Below are 16328 nucleotides of genomic sequence, written 5' to 3'. Positions count from 1 at the left end.
GATTTTTAATGTCATCAACGGACTCTCTCATGCAAGATACCCAAGACACAAAAGCCTGGTGGCGCGGCGGCGTTATCTATCAGATTTATCCGCGCAGCTTCATGGACAGCCGCGGTGACGGTATCGGTGATTTACCCGGCGTTACTGAAAAGCTCGACTATGTAGCATCACTCAATGTCGACGGTATCTGGCTATCGCCTTTCTTTACCTCGCCAATGCTCGACTTCGGCTACGACATCAGCAACTACCGCGACGTTGATCCGATGTTCGGCACCCTGGACGACTTCAAGGCGCTGCTGGCCAAAGCGCACAGGCTTGGCCTGAAAGTGATGATCGACCAGGTCATCAGCCATACCTCGGATCAGCATGCCTGGTTTCAGGAAAGCCGTCAGGATCGCACCAACCCCAAGGCCGACTGGTTTGTATGGGCAGACCCCAAGCCAGACGGCACGCCACCCAACAACTGGCTGTCGATTTTTGGCGGGCCGGCATGGACCTTTGAGCCACGCCGCCAGCAGTATTACATGCATAACTTTTTAACCAGCCAGCCGGACGTCAACTTCCATAACCCGGAAGCACGTCAGGCCCAGCTGGATAATATGCGCTTCTGGCTGGAGCTGGGTGTCGATGGCTTCCGCCTGGACACGGTCAACTTTTTCTTCCATGACGCGGCGTTACGCGACAACCCGCCTGTTCCCAAAGGCGAAGCCAAAACCCTGGGCGCCCCGGACAGCAATCCGTATACCTGGCAACGTCATGTTTATGATCTCAGCCGCCCGGAAAATCTCGACTTCCTTAAAGACCTGCGCGCTCTGATGGATGAGTACCCCGGCACCACGACTGTGGGTGAAATTGGCGATGACAATCCGCTGGAGCGCATGGCCGAGTACACCGCAGGCGGCGACAAGCTGCACATGGCTTATACCTTTGACCTGCTCAACAAGCCGCATTCCGCTGCGTATCTACGTGAAGTGATCGAGCGTTTCCAGCGGCTGGCGGGCGATGCCTGGCCGTGCTGGGCCACCTCGAATCACGATGTTGAGCGCAGTGCCTCGCGCTGGGGCGCTGACGAAGACCCAACGGCTTATCCTAAAGTTGCCCTGGCGATGCTGTTTTCACTACGTGGCAGCGTCTGCCTTTACCAGGGCGAAGAGCTTGGCCTTCCCGAAGCCGACGTCCCCTTTGAACGCATTCAGGATCCCTATGGCAAGGTGCTATGGCCCGAGTTCAAGGGCCGCGATGGCTGTCGCACCCCGATGCCCTGGGATGGTTCGCCACAGGCTGGCTTTTCAAGCGCTGAGCCATGGCTGCCGATCTCGCCACGACATCGCGAGCTTGCCGTCAGTCAGCAACAGGGCGACCCGGCGTCCCCCCTTAATGCCACACGCCAGTTGCTGGCGTTTCGTCGCCAGCACGCTGCGCTGTTTGATGGCAATTTGACGCTGGTCGACGTGGGCGATGACCTACTGGGCTTTACCCGTCAACACGACGACGAATCCCTGCTGTGCGTTTTCAACCTGACCGGCCAAGCGCAAGAGGTCTCGCTCCCCGTTACGGTGGCCGGCGACCTCGATGGTCATGGCTTCAACTATCAGCGCGACAGCAACCGGCTGAGGCTCCCTGCTTACCAGGCGGCCTTTATGCGCACCGCCTAGACCGTTTTAAACAACAACAGGCCAACCCGGGGCACAGGCCTTGAGGTTGGCAAGGAGTCACCCATGGCAAGTGTTACGCTTGAAAAAATCAACAAGGTGTTTGGCCGCGACCACATCATCGACGATGTCGACCTTGAAATCGGCGACGGCGAATTCGTCGTTTTCGTCGGCCCATCGGGCTGCGGTAAATCCACCCTGCTACGCCTGATTGCCGGTCTTGAGTCGATTACCGATGGCGATTTACGTATCGACGACACTGTGGTCAACGACTTACCACCACGTGAACGCGGTGTCGGCATGGTCTTCCAGTCCTACGCGCTCTACCCGCACATGTCGGTCTACGAGAACATGGCCTTCGGCCTAAAGCTGGCGAAAAAGACCAAGGAAACTATCGACGACCGCGTGATGGCGACGGCGCGCATCCTGCAGCTGGAGGAGCTACTGCACCGCAAACCCAAGGCGCTTTCCGGTGGACAGCGTCAGCGTGTGGCCATGGGGCGTGCCATGGCCCGGGAGCCACGTATTCTGCTGTTCGATGAGCCGCTTTCCAACCTCGATGCCTCGCTGCGCGTGCAAATGCGCAACGAGATCGCGCGTCTGCATTATCGCCTGGGCTCCACCATGATTTACGTGACCCACGACCAGGTGGAAGCCATGACCCTCGCCGACAAGATCGTGGTGCTCAACGGCGACCATGTCGAACAGGTGGGCAGCCCTCAAGAGCTTTACCAACGCCCCGCGACCAAATTCGTTGCCGGGTTCATCGGCTCGCCCACCATGAATTTCATACCTGCCCAACTGCTGGCAAACGATGACAATGGCTGCCGGGTACTCGCTGCTGGAGTCGGCGAACTTGCCTTGCCACAGGATGCAAGGGCGCAGCCGCAAAGTGCCCCGCTCAGTATTGGCGTGCGCCCGGAACACCTCCGCTTGGCAGAACCTTCTGGAGACAATCGCTTCGAAATCGTCAACGTGGAATACCTGGGTAACGAAGTCTACGTATATCTGGACCCAAAAGCAGGGGATACGCTATTGATCCATCGCAGCGAAGCCCCGAGCCAGTGGAAACTGGGGCAGCACGTCGCGCTGGTGCCTGACACCCAGCATGTTCACCTGTTCGACGAGGGCGGTGCCGCCCTGGATTTGCCTGCTCAACGACAGGCCGCTTAATCGGCACACCTTGACCACTCCACTTACTGACCCACGCCGATCGCGACAAGCATTATGAGGCAAGGCTTGTCGGGAGACAGCGTGGGTCGGTATTCTTGAGAATGGACGTCTCATCATTAGTTTGCATAGGAAAACCCGTGACACCACCCCGCCGAATGACGCTCAAGGACCTTGCCCGTGAACTCGGCGTCTCGACTGCCTCCATTTCCAACGCCTTTAACCGGCCGGACCAGCTATCTCCCACCCTACGCGAACGCATCTTGAGTGAGGCGGCCCGTCTGGGCTATAGCGGCCCTGATGCCAAGGCCCGCAGCTTGCGTACCGGACGCTCACGGATCATCGCCGTGGTGCTGGCGGAGAGTCTCACTTACAGCTTGAATGATGCGGTGGCCAGTGAATTTTTATCCGGCGTCGCCGAGGTGCTCGACGCCCATGGGCACACCTTGTTGCTCTTGCCAGGGCGGGGGCACGACTCACAGCCGGCCGGCTCGGCGAATATTGCCGACGGTTTTATTGTCTACGGCTTGATGCCCAACAATCAGCTGTTGAATCGACTACCGGCGCAGCGTCCGATCGTGTCCGTGGACTTTGATGTGGATGACTGCCCAACGGTGCACATCGACGATAGCGAGGCCAGCTATCACATCGCCTGTCATGCCCTGAAACAACAACCTAGGCGCCCGGCCATCATCAACCTACGGTTGACTAAAGAAGCCTGCAACGGTCGCGTGACGCCCGAGCACACCCTGCTGCCCAATACCAGTACGATCAGCCGCGCACGGCTGGAAGGTTTCCATACCGCACTCAGCGAACACGGGGTGGATACACAACAAGTACCGCTGTGGAATATTGAGGAGAATACGTTCGAGGTGTGCGGGCCGGTGTTGGCAGAGTTGCTCGACCAACCTGAGCATCAGCGGCCCGACCTGCTGCTGTGCATGTCGGATCGCATTGCCCTGACGGCGCTGACGTTGGCCGAACAGCGCGGCATTCGGGTGCCTGAAGATCTGAGGATTACCGGGTTTGACGGCATTGCAGAGGGCCAGTACCGCGCTCCTCGTTTAACCACCGTTCGTCAGGATAGCGAAGGCAAGGGACGGGTCGCGGCACAGATGATTCTCGGCCTGTTGCCTGCCGAGCAACAACTGTTGAAAACGGAGCTGTTGCTCGGCGATACCTGCCCCTGATCCGTTGGATTACTTGGCGGCAGCCTGCATGGCTTCTGCGGTATCCAGCATGCGGTTGGAGAAGCCCCACTCGTTGTCGTACCAGGCCATGATTTTCACCAGCCGCCCGTTCACCCGGGTATGGTTGGTATCGAACGTGGACGAGTTGGCGTCGTGGTTGAAATCGATAGACACCAATGGCTGCGCGTTGACCGCCAAGACCGGTGAATTGACAGCCGCTTTTTCAACAACCGCGTTGATCTCTTCTGCAGTGGTGTCACGGCCAGCGGTGAAGGTCAGGTCCACCAGCGAGACGTTGATCACCGGCACCCGAACCGCCAGGCCATCGAATTTCCCCTCAAGCTCGGGCAGCACCTTGCCAACGGCAGCCGCGGCGCCGGTCTTGGTCGGAATCATCGACTGGGTTGCACTGCGCGCCCGGTAGGGGTCAGTGTGATAGACATCCGACAGATTCTGGTCGTTGGTATAGGCATGCACCGTCGTCATCAGGCCATTCTCGATACCCACGGCATCGTTTAACGCCTTGGCAACCGGTGCCAGGCAATTCGTTGTGCAGGAGGCATTCGAGACCACTTTATGGTCGGCGGTGAGCGTCTCTTCATTGACGCCGTAAACAATCATGGCATCGGCATCAGGGCTGGGGGCCGAGATCAATACGCGCTTGGCACCCGCCTCAATATGCTTGGCTGCCGCTTCACGCTTGGTGAATAAGCCGGTGCATTCCATGACGATATCGATGTCCATCGACGCCCAGGGCAATTTAGCAGGATCCCGCTCGGAGGAGATCGCGATGCGGTCGCCGTCGACGCTGATGCTTTCCGCGTCATGATCGACAGAATAGGGAAAGTGACCGTGGACGGTGTCATGGCGAAGCAGGTGGGAGTTAAGCGACGGATCGCCCAGGTCGTTGATCGCAACGACCTGCATACGATCACGGTAGCCGTTTTCATAGAGGGCGCGTAATACGTTACGGCCAATCCGACCGAAACCGTTGATAGCGACTCTTGTTGTCATGGAGCACCTCACCTTTGCAGAGAACGTTTGTAACAAAAATACATAGCTGATTTTTTGCTACATAACCAATTGTATATTTCGTAAAAAATTACTAAAAATACGTAGTTAAGCACCTTATTGGGGTCGTCGGTGTGTCTCAAGCCTCCAAAAAGGCAAACCATCAATCAATATGTAGTAAAATTACTATATAGACGCTATCGTAGTCCACAACTTAATAGCCTGCAATTTCAATATCCAGCGCAGCGCCAACAATAACCAATGGCCGACTCAGGAGAATGTGCAATGACGAGCCAACCCCTCTCGCTCCCCTTACGCCGCACCAAGATCGTGGCCACGCTAGGCCCTGCCAGCGACCGCCCAGGCGTTCTGGAAGCCATGCTTAAAGCGGGCGTCGACGTCGTTCGCCTCAACTTTTCCCATGGCGCTGCCGATGACCACCGGCGGCGTCTCCAGGACGTCCGCGAGATCGCCCAACGACTGGGCCGCAGCGTTGCCGTATTGGGCGACCTCCAGGGACCCAAGATTCGTATTGCCCGCTTCAAGGATGCGGCCATCCACCTCACCCAGGGCCAGCCGTTTATCCTCGACATGGCAATGGAGGCCGATCAGGGCGACCAGGAGCGGGTCGGCTGTGACTACAAATCGCTGATCGATGACGTCACCACCGGCGACCGCCTGCTGCTTGACGACGGCCGCGTGGTACTGGATGTCACCCAAGTGGTTGACCAGGAAGTTCACACCCGAGTTCATGTGGGTGGCAAACTGTCCAACAATAAAGGCATCAACAAGCAAGGCGGCGGTCTTTCCGCCCCAGCGCTCACTGAAAAGGACAAGGCTGACCTGATTACCGCCCTGGATATCGGCGTGGACTATTTGGCGGTTTCCTTCCCGCGTAGTGCTGCCGATATGCAAGAGGCACGCGACCTGCTGGGCGAGGCTGGAAGAGAAATCGGCCTGGTCGCCAAGCTCGAACGCGCCGAAGCCGTGGCCAACGACGAAACCCTGGATGGCATTATCCTGGCCTCAGAAGCGGTGATGGTAGCCCGCGGCGATCTGGGCGTGGAAATTGGTGACGAAGCGCTGATTGGCACGCAAAAACGCATCATCAAGCATGCCCGCACTCTGAATCGTGCAGTGATTACCGCCACGCAGATGATGGAATCGATGATCGAGTCGCCGCTGCCCACGCGCGCCGAAGTGTTCGACGTGGCCAACGCGGTGCTGGATGCCACCGATGCGGTAATGCTCTCGGCCGAAACCGCCGCGGGCGATTATCCGGTTGAAACCATCGAGGCGATGAACCGCGTCTGCCTGGGCGCCGAGCGCGAGCGCATTGCCCAGGAGTCGAGCCACCGCATTCATGAAGGTTTCGAGCGCATTGACGAGACGATCGCACTATCCGCGATGTATGCAGCCAACCATCTCGAGGGCGTCAGTGTCATCGCCTGCATGACTGCCACCGGCTACACGCCCCTGATTGCGTCGCGCATTCGCTCTAAGCTGCCAATTGTCGGCCTGGCCCATAGCCCCATCGCTCAGCGACGCATGGCGTTGTATCGGGGCGTTGTCTCGATACCGTTTGACACGACCCATATGCAGGCAGAAGACGTCAACGGCGAGGCGCTGAGATTATTAAAAGCCCACGGCTTGGCGGATCCCGGCGAGCATGTCATTCTCACCCGAGGCGACCATATGAACGCCCATGGCGGCACCAACACCATGAAGGTGTTAGCGGTGGCGGCCGAGTCGCAATGATCCTGCTTTGGAGATCCATACCATGAATGATGCGCGCCCTCCTCGTCAGGCGACTCGTACGCTCCAGGCCCGCAAGCGGATTGCGTTGATCGCCCATGACGGCAAGAAAACCGAAATGCTTGAATGGGCGACGCGCTGGAAGGATACGCTGGGCCGCCACGAACTGCTCGGCACCGGCACGACAGCAAAGCGCTTGCACGACGCGCTAGGACTGCCTATCGAAGGGTTGATGAGCGGACCGCTTGGCGGTGACCAACAGATTGGCGCGCGCATCGCCGAGCAGGCGCTCGACGTGCTGATTTTTTTCTGGGACCCGTTCGCTCCCCAGCCCCATGACCCGGATGTCAAAGCGCTGCTTCGCCTTGCGGCACTATGGAACGTCCCGGTGGCATGCAATGCAGCGAGCGCCGACTTTGTCCTTTCCTCGCCTTACCTGGATGAAAGCTACGACATGTCGATTCCCGATGCCAACGCCTGGGCCGCGGCACGCACGGAGTGACTGACCACCGACCGGCTGCTAATGAGTCAGCTCAACCCCTTGGCTCAGGCCCTCATTTGCGCACCGGGATGGCGGGTGCGCAAATGCCTTGCGACCACTTGCTGGCCGCATTGAGGTTCGCCCTCTGTCGCGGCCAATGCACAGCGCAGCGTCAGCTCAGCGATGCGATCGTAATCCTGCAAGGCTGAATTGACCGGCTGAGGCAAAAAGTCCAGCAGGCGATGATCCCCAAAGGTGGCCAACCGCATCCCTTCCGGCAAACCTCCTCGCTCCAGAAAGACATCAAACGCACCTTCCAACAGCGTATAGGACGCGGTGACCAATGCATCTGCCCCGCCCTCTTCAGCCAGTAGCTTGACCGCCAGCCGGGCGCCTTCGCTACGCTCATAGTGCGTACCGCTTAGATATAGCGGCGTAATGGACGTGCCCGCAAGCGCTTGTTCGAATCCCGCCCTGCGTTCTCGGCTGATGGAAAGGTCAGGCATCGCTTCCAGCCATGCAACGCGCCGGGTAGCAGGATCAATCACCGAGTGGGTCAGCGCCAGCGATGCTTGGCGGTCGTTACTGACCACACTGGCAAAACGCGCAGGATCCAGCCCCCGGTCCATTCCCACCACGCTCCAGCCCTCTTTTACCAGGTCTGCGTAAAACGGATCATCGCTGGCCAGACAACTCGCCGTGATAAGCACTTCACAGCGCTGCGCACGCAGCGCTAGCGCCAGCGCCCGCTCGCTGTCCGGGCAGTCATCGGAGCTCACCACCAGCAGTTGATAGCCACGTTCGCGAGCGCCCCGCTCTATGCGCTTGGCAAGCCGCGCGTAACTGATGTTTTCCAGATCGGGCACGATCAACCCCAGTAAACGACTCGCTCCCCGGCGCAATGCGGCCGCCTGGGGATCAATGTGATAGCGGTGCTGGCGAACGACCGACATCACCTTGTCGATGGTCGCCTGGCTAATGCGGCGCTTTTCGGCCTGGCCATTAATCACATAGCTGGCGGTAGTACGTGATACCCCGGCAAGCCGGGCTATATCGGCAAGTGTCATGAATTTCCCCTCTGATTGCCGCCAGTTTAACAGTCGACAGACGCCCATCAGACCAAAGTCTAGGCGCGAACCTCTTGTGTCCTGAAGTGAATCGATTCAGCATAGCCAACTATACACAGATGACACGATTCATCCAGCCCACTTCGGTGCGCTACGACCATGGTTCTACACGGAGACACCTATGCTGACGCTCGGCTCTGATGACATATTGCTGGACTGCCATGCTGACGACTGGCAAGCAGCACTCAACAGCGCTGCCGATGCGCTGGTGGCGGCGGGGTTTGTCGACCCTGATTACCGTGACGGCCTGCTCGACCGGGAAGCTCAATCCTCGACGTTTCTGGGCAATGCCATCGCCATCCCCCACGGCACCCCGGAAAGCCGCCAATACGTCAAGCAAACCGGCGTACGCGTTTTACAATTCCCCCAAGGCGTTCAGTGGCACGACGGCCAACAGGTGCACGTACTGGTGACTATCGCCGCGCAAAACGACGAGCACCTCGATATCCTGCGCCAACTGACCCATGTATTGGACCGCGAAGGTGTCGCTGAGCAACTGGCTAACGCCACCTCCACCGACGACGTGGCGCGCCTGCTTTCCAAGCCAGCCGTGGTGCCACGTCTGGATAACGAAACGCTGTGCGTTAGCTTCCCCGCCAAGGACCTGCAGGAATTGACGCTAGCCGCTGCCGCGCGACTGCGTCAAAGCGGCTGTGTCGATAATACGTTTATTAGTGCCATTGCCTCTGTCGAACCCACCTGGCTGGGGAATGGCCTATGGCTGGCAAGCCACCCTCATGGTGTCGCCCAGCCTGCACTGGGTGTCGCAACCCCGGCAGATACATCACTGAGCCATCAGGAACATCCCGTGCATGCCTTGTTCTGCCTCGCGGCCAGCGGTGAGAGCCATCGTTCGCTGCTTGAGCAATTACTGCCACTCCTTGATCACAGCGAAAGCAAAAGCCTGGTCAATAAAACCAGCGCCCAGTGGCTGGCCGCCTTGGCGGGTGAAACTGCCAGCACACAAACTCAACGTGCCCGCGTGCTGAACCCTCACGGCCTGCACGCCCGCCCGGCCAAGCAACTGGTACAAATTGCCCGCGCCCAGGCGGTGCCGATCAACGTTCGACTGGAAGAAGGCAGCGCCACGCCGGTTTCCGCCGCCAGCTTGACCAAGGTGATTGGCATGGGCGCGAGACGCGGGCAATGGCTCGTGTTTTCTGCCGAGGGCGAGCAGGCAAGCCAGGCACTCGCGGCCGTCAGCGAGGCCGTCGAGTCTGGCCTGGGCGAGAAGGTTGCCCCATTTGATGGCGGCCGGGAAAGCCTCTCTCCCGCCGCCGAAAGCACCAAACCCGCCGCCGAGCCGCTGGTTAACGATACGCCACATGCGGGCGTGGCCGCCTCCCCGGGGCTTGCCATTGCACCGGTATTTGTCATTCGCCCGGTAAGCTTTGAATACCCGCAACACGCCGACGACCCCGAACAAGAGGCTGCCCGTCTTCGCGAGGCGCTGAAGGAAGGTGCCGCCCAGTTGGAAACACTGGTGCATGACGCGCCGGGCGGTGAAGTCGCCGACATTCTTTCCATGCACGAAGAAATGCTCGACGACCCGGAGCTGCACCAGGCCGCCATCGATGCTATCCGCGAAGGGGCGTCGGCAGAAGCCGGCTGGTGGGAAGCCATCGACACCGCCGCCCACGCCCAGGAAATGCTTGCCGACCGGCTACTGGCCGAACGCGCCGCCGACCTGCGCGACGTGGGCCGCCGAGTCCTTGGCGTGCTGTGCAACGTCAAGCTGCCCGAGCCGCCCGACCATCCGTATATTCTGGTGATGGACGATATTGGCCCGTCTGATGTCGCGCGACTGGATACCTCGCGAGTGCGTGGCCTGCTCACCGTTCGCGGCGGCGCTACAGCGCACAGCGCGATTCTGGCCCGCGCGTTAGGCATTCCGGCGGTTGTCGGTGCCGGTGACGCCGTCATGGCGCTACCTGACGGCGGCATGATGATTCTTGATGGCGAACGCGGACGGGTCACCCACAAGCCTTCGGAAGACCGTCTGCAGCGCGCCGAGCAGCAATTGCTTGACCAGCAGCAGCGCGAAGCCGACGCCTGGGAAACGCGCTTTGAAACGGCTCAAACCCGCGACGGGCACCGAGTCGAAGTCGCCGCCAACCTGGGCAACACCGCTCATGCGGAAGACGCCGTTGAACGTGGCGCCGAGGGGGTTGGCCTGCTGCGCACTGAATTCCTGTTCATGGCCCACGCCAGCGCGCCGGACCTGTCCACCCAAATCGATGAATACCGTCAGGCAATTGACGCCCTTGATGGCCGCCCGCTGGTGGCCCGCACGCTGGACGTCGGCGGTGACAAGCCACTGCCCTACTGGCCGGTGCCTCAAGAAGATAATCCCTTCCTTGGCCTGCGCGGCATTCGCCTGGCGCTGACCCAGCCGGAAGTGCTCGAAACCCAGTTTCGCGCGCTGTTGATGGCCGGCAAAGACAGCCCTTTGCGCATCATGCTGCCGATGGTCAAGGACATCGCCGAGTTCCGCGCCGCCAAGGCGATCTATGATCGGCTGCTGAGCGAAATTTCGCCATCACAACGTGCCACTGACGTGCAGCTCGGCGTGATGATCGAAGTGCCCTCCAGTGCCCTGCTGGCGCCGTCACTGGCCGCCGAGGTGGATTTCTTCTCGGTGGGCACCAACGATTTGACCCAGTACACCCTGGCCATCGACCGTGGCCATCCGGAGCTTTCCGCCCAGGCCGACGGGCTGCATCCCGCGGTACTGCGCTTGATCCAGATGACCGTTGACGCCGCCCATGCTCAGGGCAAATGGGTTGGTGTCTGCGGCGAACTGGCCTCAGACGCCATGGCGGTGCCGGTACTGGTCGGCCTGGGCGTCGATGAACTGTCGGTCAGCGCCCGGCAGATCCCGCTGGTCAAGGCGCGGCTGCGCGAATTTGATCTGGCGGATGCCCAGGCCAGCGCTCAACTGGCGCTGGCTCAGGCCACCAGCGATGACGTGCGCGATGCGCTGGAGGCTCGCTGATGGCCCGTGTGCTATGCATTACGCTCAACCCGGCACTGGACCTGGCGTTCAGTCTTGACCAGCTCACTCCAGGGGCGGTTAACCGCCCCCACAGCGCACAGCTGGAAGCCGCGGGTAAAGGCGTCAATGTCGCCCGCGTACTGGCAGGGTTAGGCCATGACGTTACCGTGAGCGGTTTTCTGGGCGCTGACAACGACGCGCCTTTCGCGCTGGCCTTTCAGCACGCCGCCTTGCACGATGACTTTGTGCGCGTAGCAGGGGAAACACGCATCAATGCCAAGCTTGCTGAACAAAGCGGCCGGGTCACCGACATCAACGGGCCCGGCACGCCGATCACCTCAAAGGATCTGCAACGCTTAACGGCAAGGGTGGATGCACATTTATATAACGCCACACCGCCTCACGCCGTCGTGGTGGCGGGCAGTTTACCGCCGGGGCTCAGTCTCGATGACTTTCGCGCTTTTCTAAAGCACCTGAAGGCCAGCGGCGTTCCTCTCTGGGTGGATACCAGCGGCGCGGCACTTAACGCCGCCATTGAGGTAAAGCCCACCGCCGTCAAGCCCAACGAACTTGAGCTTGCACACTGGGCCGGTGCGCCGCTTGAAACCAGCCTTGCGCTGACCCAGGCGGTGCGTCGTCTGCATCAGGGCGGCGTGGAACAGGCGCTTGTTTCTGCCGGCGCCGATGGCGTGCTGTGGGTGAATGCCCAGGGCAGCTGGCAGGCAACGCCACCGTCCGTGACCGCCGTCAACACCGTGTGCGCCGGTGATACGCTCGTTGCGGGCATGCTCCACGGCCTGCTCAGCGGCCACGATCCCGAAACAACCCTTCGTTTCGCCACGGCATTATCTGCCGATGCGGTCCGCCATGTGGGCGTGGGTAACCCCCAGGCCGACGACTTCGACTCACTCCAACAACAGACCCGGGTACGGCGTCTTGACGACACCATCACCGAGGGAGCCACGCTATGAATATTATTCTGATTACCGCCTGCCCCAGCGGCATGGCGACCACCTTCCTCGCCGCCAAGCGGCTGGAGCAGGCTGCAGAACGCCAGGGCTGGCACGTTCATGTGGAAATGCACGGTGAGCTGGCGCCGCTTCAGGCGGCCACCGCCGAGCAGATTGCCAATGCCGACCTGATCGTCGTCGCGGCAGATCATGTGCCCGCGCCCGAGCGCTTTGAAGGCAAGCGGCTTTATCAAGCGCCGATTACCGACGCGCTCCCTGACCCGAGTGGCTTTTTGACCACGGCGAAACGCGATGCGCCGCTTTATCAGGCACCCACCGATGCACCCGCAGCCCGTTCTGCGGCGCCAAGCGCCACTGAAGGACAGAATATTGTCGCCGTGACGGCCTGCCCGACGGGCGTTGCGCACACCTTCATGGCGGCCGAGGCACTCGCCGAAGCCGGCAAAGCCATGGGCCACGCTATCCGCGTGGAAACCCAAGGCTCGGTAGGCGCACAAGATCAGCTGACGGATAAAGAGATCGCTGATGCTGATGTGGTCGTGCTGGCCTGCGACATCGACGTTGACCCTGCCCGCTTTGCGGGCAAGCGCATTTACCGCACTTCCACCGGCAGTGCCTTGAAAAAACCGCGCCCAACACTGGAAGCTGCCCTCGCTCACGCCAGCATTGAAGACGGCAACCAGCCCAGTGCCAGCAGTGAAGGCAAAAGCGTCAAAGAGAAAGGGGTTTACAAGCACCTGCTGACCGGTGTGTCGTTCATGCTGCCGATGGTGGTCGCGGGTGGCTTGCTGATCGCACTGTCGTTTGTGTTCGGTATCAACGCCGCCGAGGAAGAAGGCTCACTGGCCGCCGCGCTGATGAAAATCGGCGGCGGCACCGCCTTCGCGCTGATGATTCCGGTACTCGCCGGTTATATTGCCTACTCGATTGCCGACCGCCCCGGTATCGCGCCGGGCATGATTGGCGGCATGCTGGCAGCCGATATAGGCTCCGGCTTTATCGGCGGTATTCTGGCCGGTTTCCTGGCCGGTTACGTCGCCCTGGCGGTTACCCGCTACGTTAAACTTCCTTCGAGCATTGAATCGCTGAAGCCGATCCTGATTATTCCACTCATCGCCAGCCTGGTGACTGGCCTGGTAATGATCTATATCGTCGGCGAGCCGGTGGCGGGCATTCTTACCGCGCTGACCAGCTTCCTTGAAAACATGGGCTCCACCAACGCCGTGCTGCTGGGCATTCTGCTGGGCGCCATGATGTGTTTCGACCTGGGTGGCCCGGTCAACAAAGCCGCATATACCTTTGGCGTCGGACTTCTGGCCTCGGAAACCTATGGCCCCATGGCAGCGATCATGGCCGCCGGCATGGTGCCTCCCATCGGCATGGGCATTGCGAGCCTGGTGGCACGAAGCAAATTTTCGGCGCCCGAGCGCGAGGCAGGCAAGGCCTCCTTTGTGCTGGGTATGTGTTTTATCAGCGAAGGGGCGATTCCGTTTGCCGCCAAAGACCCACTGCGGGTCATCCCTGCCTGCATGCTGGGCGGTGCCGTTACCGGCGCACTTTCCATGCTGGTAGGCGCCAAGCTGATGGCACCCCACGGTGGTATCTTCGTACTGCTTATCCCCAATGCCATCACCCCGGTCTTTCTCTACCTGGGCGCCATTGTGGTCGGCTCGCTGATTACCGGCCTTAGCTATGCCATGATCAAACGTGGCGCCACCCAGGTGGCCATTGCCAGCTAAGCAATACCAGGCGGGCCAAGGCCCGCCTTTTTCTTGAGACCGTTATTGGTTTTATTACCGCGCAACACGCTTTTGTTTACAGTGGTTTGCCACAGTGCGCGTTTTATGTAGTATTTTTACACACATAACATCAAGACAACTCGCCGATCTACAACAACGGACACCGCTATGTTTCAGCTGACCCGCAGTGTGACGTGGCAGGCACTCGAACGCCTGCGCGACAAAACCGCTAACGACCGCATTCGTGACTACTTCACCAATGACCCGCAGCGCTTTGAAAAAATGAGCCTGCGGGTAGGCGGCCTTTTCCTCGACTACTCGAAGCACCACGTATCCGACGAGGTCAAGGCCAAGCTGATCGAGCTGGCCGACCACTCCGCTCTGGTGCAGCGCCGAGCGCAGATGTTCTCGGGCGATATCATCAACGTCACCGAAGACCGTCCGGTACTCCACACCGCGCTGCGCCACCTGGGCGACGAGCCGGTGTTTGTCGATGGCAAGGATGTAATGCCCGAGATCACCCGCACCCGCGAGCAGATCAAGCAGTTTTCCGAGGCGGTGCGTAGCGGTGAGTGGAAAGGCTATAGCGGCAAACGCATCAAGGACGTGGTCAACATTGGCATCGGCGGGTCGGACCTGGGCCCCAACATGGCCGTCCGTGCGCTATTGAAGTACCGCCACCCGGAGCTGCACTTCCACTTCGTTTCCAACGTGGACGGCACCCATATCCAGAAGGTGCTTTCGCGTCTCGACCCGGCCACCACGCTGTTTATCGTCTCGACCAAGACCTTCTCTACCCAGGAAACCCTGCTCAACGCCAAGACCGCCAGGCGCTGGTTCCTGGAGAACGCCGGTGAAGACGCCGATGTGGGCGCGCACTTTATCGCTGCCTCTACCAACCGCAAGGCAGCGATGGAATTCGGCATTCGTGAAGAGAACGTGTTCGAGTTCTGGGCCTGGGTCGGCGGGCGCTACTCCATGTGGTCATCCATTGGCCTGCCGATTGCGCTCTCGATTGGCTTTGAGGGCTTTATCGAGCTGCTGGAAGGCGCTCACGAGATGGATAATCACTTCATTGAAGCGCCCTTCTCCGAGAACATGCCGGTACTGATGGCGCTGATTGGCATCTGGTATATCAATTTCATTGGTGCGGAAACCCAAGCCATCGTGCCCTACGACCAGGCCCTGCACCAGCTGCCGTCGTTTCTCCAGCAGCTGGATATGGAGTCCAACGGCAAGTCGGTGGATATTTTCGGCCACCCGGTGAATTACAAGACCGGCCCGATTGTCTGGGGCCAGACCGGCTCCAACGGTCAGCACGCTTTCTTCCAGCTGCTGCATCAGGGCACACGCTACGTACCCATCGACTTTATCGCCTCGCTCAAGCCCGAGCCGGGTGTCGAAGACCACCACTTCGCGCTGCTGACCAACATGCTCGCCCAGGCCAACGCCTTTATGGAAGGCAGCCAGGGAGACGCCAAAGAGCTCAGCCAGCATGACCCTTACAGCTGCCCTGGCAACCGCCCATCAAGCACCCTGCTGCTGGACGAGCTGACGCCGAAAAACCTGGGTGCCCTGATCGCGCTCTACGAACACAAGGTGTTCGTGCAAGGCGTTATCTGGAACATCAACTCCTTCGACCAGTGGGGTGTTCAGCTCGGCAAGCGCATCGCCGGTGAAATCAGCGAGCGCATCGACACCAACGCCGCCGACTTCGACGCCTCGACCCAGGGACTGCTGGAGCTGCTGCGCGGCCATTTCCCCGGCAATGGGGGACGTGAAGACAGCGCCGCAAAAGCCAACGGCGATAAAAAAACCACGCGGAAAAAGCGCTAAGCGCTAGCGAGTCACGAACTGGATAACGCGAAACGCCTTGGCTTTAGAGAGCCAAGGCGTTTAAGCGTAAAATTACCCTATTTTCACTACAGTAATCATCGCGAACACCCGTCAATAGAGCCGTTCTCTTCCATCCGAACTATCACCATCGGCTTCGGAGTTGCACCGAATCTGATGACTCTAGCCTTAAAGACATTAATAACAAACCACATGCCGACAATTCTAGGCGCTCGCGGGCTAGGGCAACAAACCATGACCGCCGGTGGGGACTTTCACCCCGCACTGAGAACATCGACTTTGGCATCGCCAAAGTCGCGAAACATTACGCTCGAGAACCTGCAATGAAGGCAGCATTGCCGTCTAGGCAACACACAGATCAACTCCCTCACCCTCATGTCCAA

General features: G+C 59.9%; 11 protein-coding genes and 1 riboswitch. Of the genes, 9 read left to right on the top strand and 2 right to left on the bottom strand.

Annotated elements, in window-relative coordinates; genetic code table 11:
- The first annotated feature begins 29 nt into the window (after nt 1-29).
- The 3 genes from IT895_RS07335 to IT895_RS07325 all read left to right on the top strand — a co-directional run bounded on the left by IT895_RS07335 (nt 30) and on the right by IT895_RS07325 (nt 4012).
- On the top strand, nt 30-1655 hold the full coding sequence (locus IT895_RS07335; RefSeq protein ID WP_199285137.1) for an alpha-glucosidase family protein: 1626 nt from the start codon (nt 30-32) through the stop codon (nt 1653-1655).
- 63 nt (nt 1656-1718) lie between these two features.
- On the top strand, nt 1719-2825 hold the full coding sequence (locus IT895_RS07330) for an ABC transporter ATP-binding protein (RefSeq protein WP_199285136.1): 1107 nt from the start codon (nt 1719-1721) through the stop codon (nt 2823-2825).
- Nucleotides 2826-2962: 137 nt separating this feature from the next.
- On the top strand, nt 2963-4012 hold the full coding sequence (locus IT895_RS07325; protein ID WP_233337392.1) for a LacI family DNA-binding transcriptional regulator: 1050 nt from the start codon (nt 2963-2965) through the stop codon (nt 4010-4012).
- A gap of 9 nt (nt 4013-4021) precedes the next feature.
- Here IT895_RS07325 and gap read toward each other — a convergent pair whose 3' ends face one another.
- Nucleotides 4022-5026: a type I glyceraldehyde-3-phosphate dehydrogenase gene (gene gap, locus IT895_RS07320; protein WP_085919889.1), complete on the bottom strand. Its 1005-nt coding sequence runs from the start codon at nt 5024-5026 to the stop codon at nt 4022-4024.
- Between the two features lie 282 nt (nt 5027-5308).
- On the opposite strand from gap, the gene pyk reads away from it, so the two are divergent.
- Nucleotides 5309-6781, top strand: a complete 1473-nt coding sequence (gene pyk / locus IT895_RS07315) for a pyruvate kinase (RefSeq protein WP_085919890.1) — start codon at nt 5309-5311, stop codon at nt 6779-6781.
- Nucleotides 6782-6803: 22 nt separating this feature from the next.
- Complete coding sequence (locus IT895_RS07310; RefSeq protein WP_085919891.1) at nt 6804-7280, top strand: methylglyoxal synthase; 477 nt, start codon at nt 6804-6806, stop codon at nt 7278-7280.
- 44 nt (nt 7281-7324) lie between these two features.
- Here the strand turns inward: IT895_RS07310 and cra are convergent, their stop codons facing one another.
- The gene (gene cra / locus IT895_RS07305; RefSeq protein ID WP_199285135.1) at nt 7325-8326 is read right to left on the bottom strand and encodes a catabolite repressor/activator; all 1002 of its coding nucleotides are present in this window, start codon (nt 8324-8326) and stop codon (nt 7325-7327) included.
- A 181-nt stretch (nt 8327-8507) separates the two neighbouring features.
- On the opposite strand from cra, the gene ptsP reads away from it, so the two are divergent.
- The 4 genes from ptsP to pgi all read left to right on the top strand — a co-directional run bounded on the left by ptsP (nt 8508) and on the right by pgi (nt 15927).
- On the top strand, nt 8508-11381 hold the full coding sequence (ptsP, locus tag IT895_RS07300) for a phosphoenolpyruvate--protein phosphotransferase (RefSeq protein WP_199285134.1): 2874 nt from the start codon (nt 8508-8510) through the stop codon (nt 11379-11381).
- The gene (gene pfkB / locus IT895_RS07295; protein ID WP_199285133.1) at nt 11381-12352 is read left to right on the top strand and encodes a 1-phosphofructokinase; all 972 of its coding nucleotides are present in this window, start codon (nt 11381-11383) and stop codon (nt 12350-12352) included. Before ptsP ends, pfkB begins: the two co-directional genes overlap by 1 nt.
- Nucleotides 12349-14091, top strand: coding sequence for a PTS fructose-like transporter subunit IIB (locus tag IT895_RS07290; RefSeq protein ID WP_199285132.1), 1743 nt, complete (start codon nt 12349-12351; stop codon nt 14089-14091). Before pfkB ends, IT895_RS07290 begins: the two co-directional genes overlap by 4 nt.
- 168 nt (nt 14092-14259) lie before the next feature.
- On the top strand, nt 14260-15927 hold the full coding sequence (pgi, locus tag IT895_RS07285; protein WP_199285131.1) for a glucose-6-phosphate isomerase: 1668 nt from the start codon (nt 14260-14262) through the stop codon (nt 15925-15927).
- Nucleotides 15928-16045: 118 nt separating this feature from the next.
- Nucleotides 16046-16221: riboswitch (FMN riboswitch) on the bottom strand.
- Nucleotides 16222-16328 lie beyond the last annotated feature (107 nt).

The organism is Halomonas sp. A40-4 (assembly GCF_015767635.1).
In the GTDB taxonomy this organism is placed as follows: domain Bacteria; phylum Pseudomonadota; class Gammaproteobacteria; order Pseudomonadales; family Halomonadaceae; genus Vreelandella; species Vreelandella janggokensis.
The sequence above is the reverse complement of the archived record's forward strand: the minus strand, read 5'-3'. Positions and strand labels throughout refer to the sequence as shown.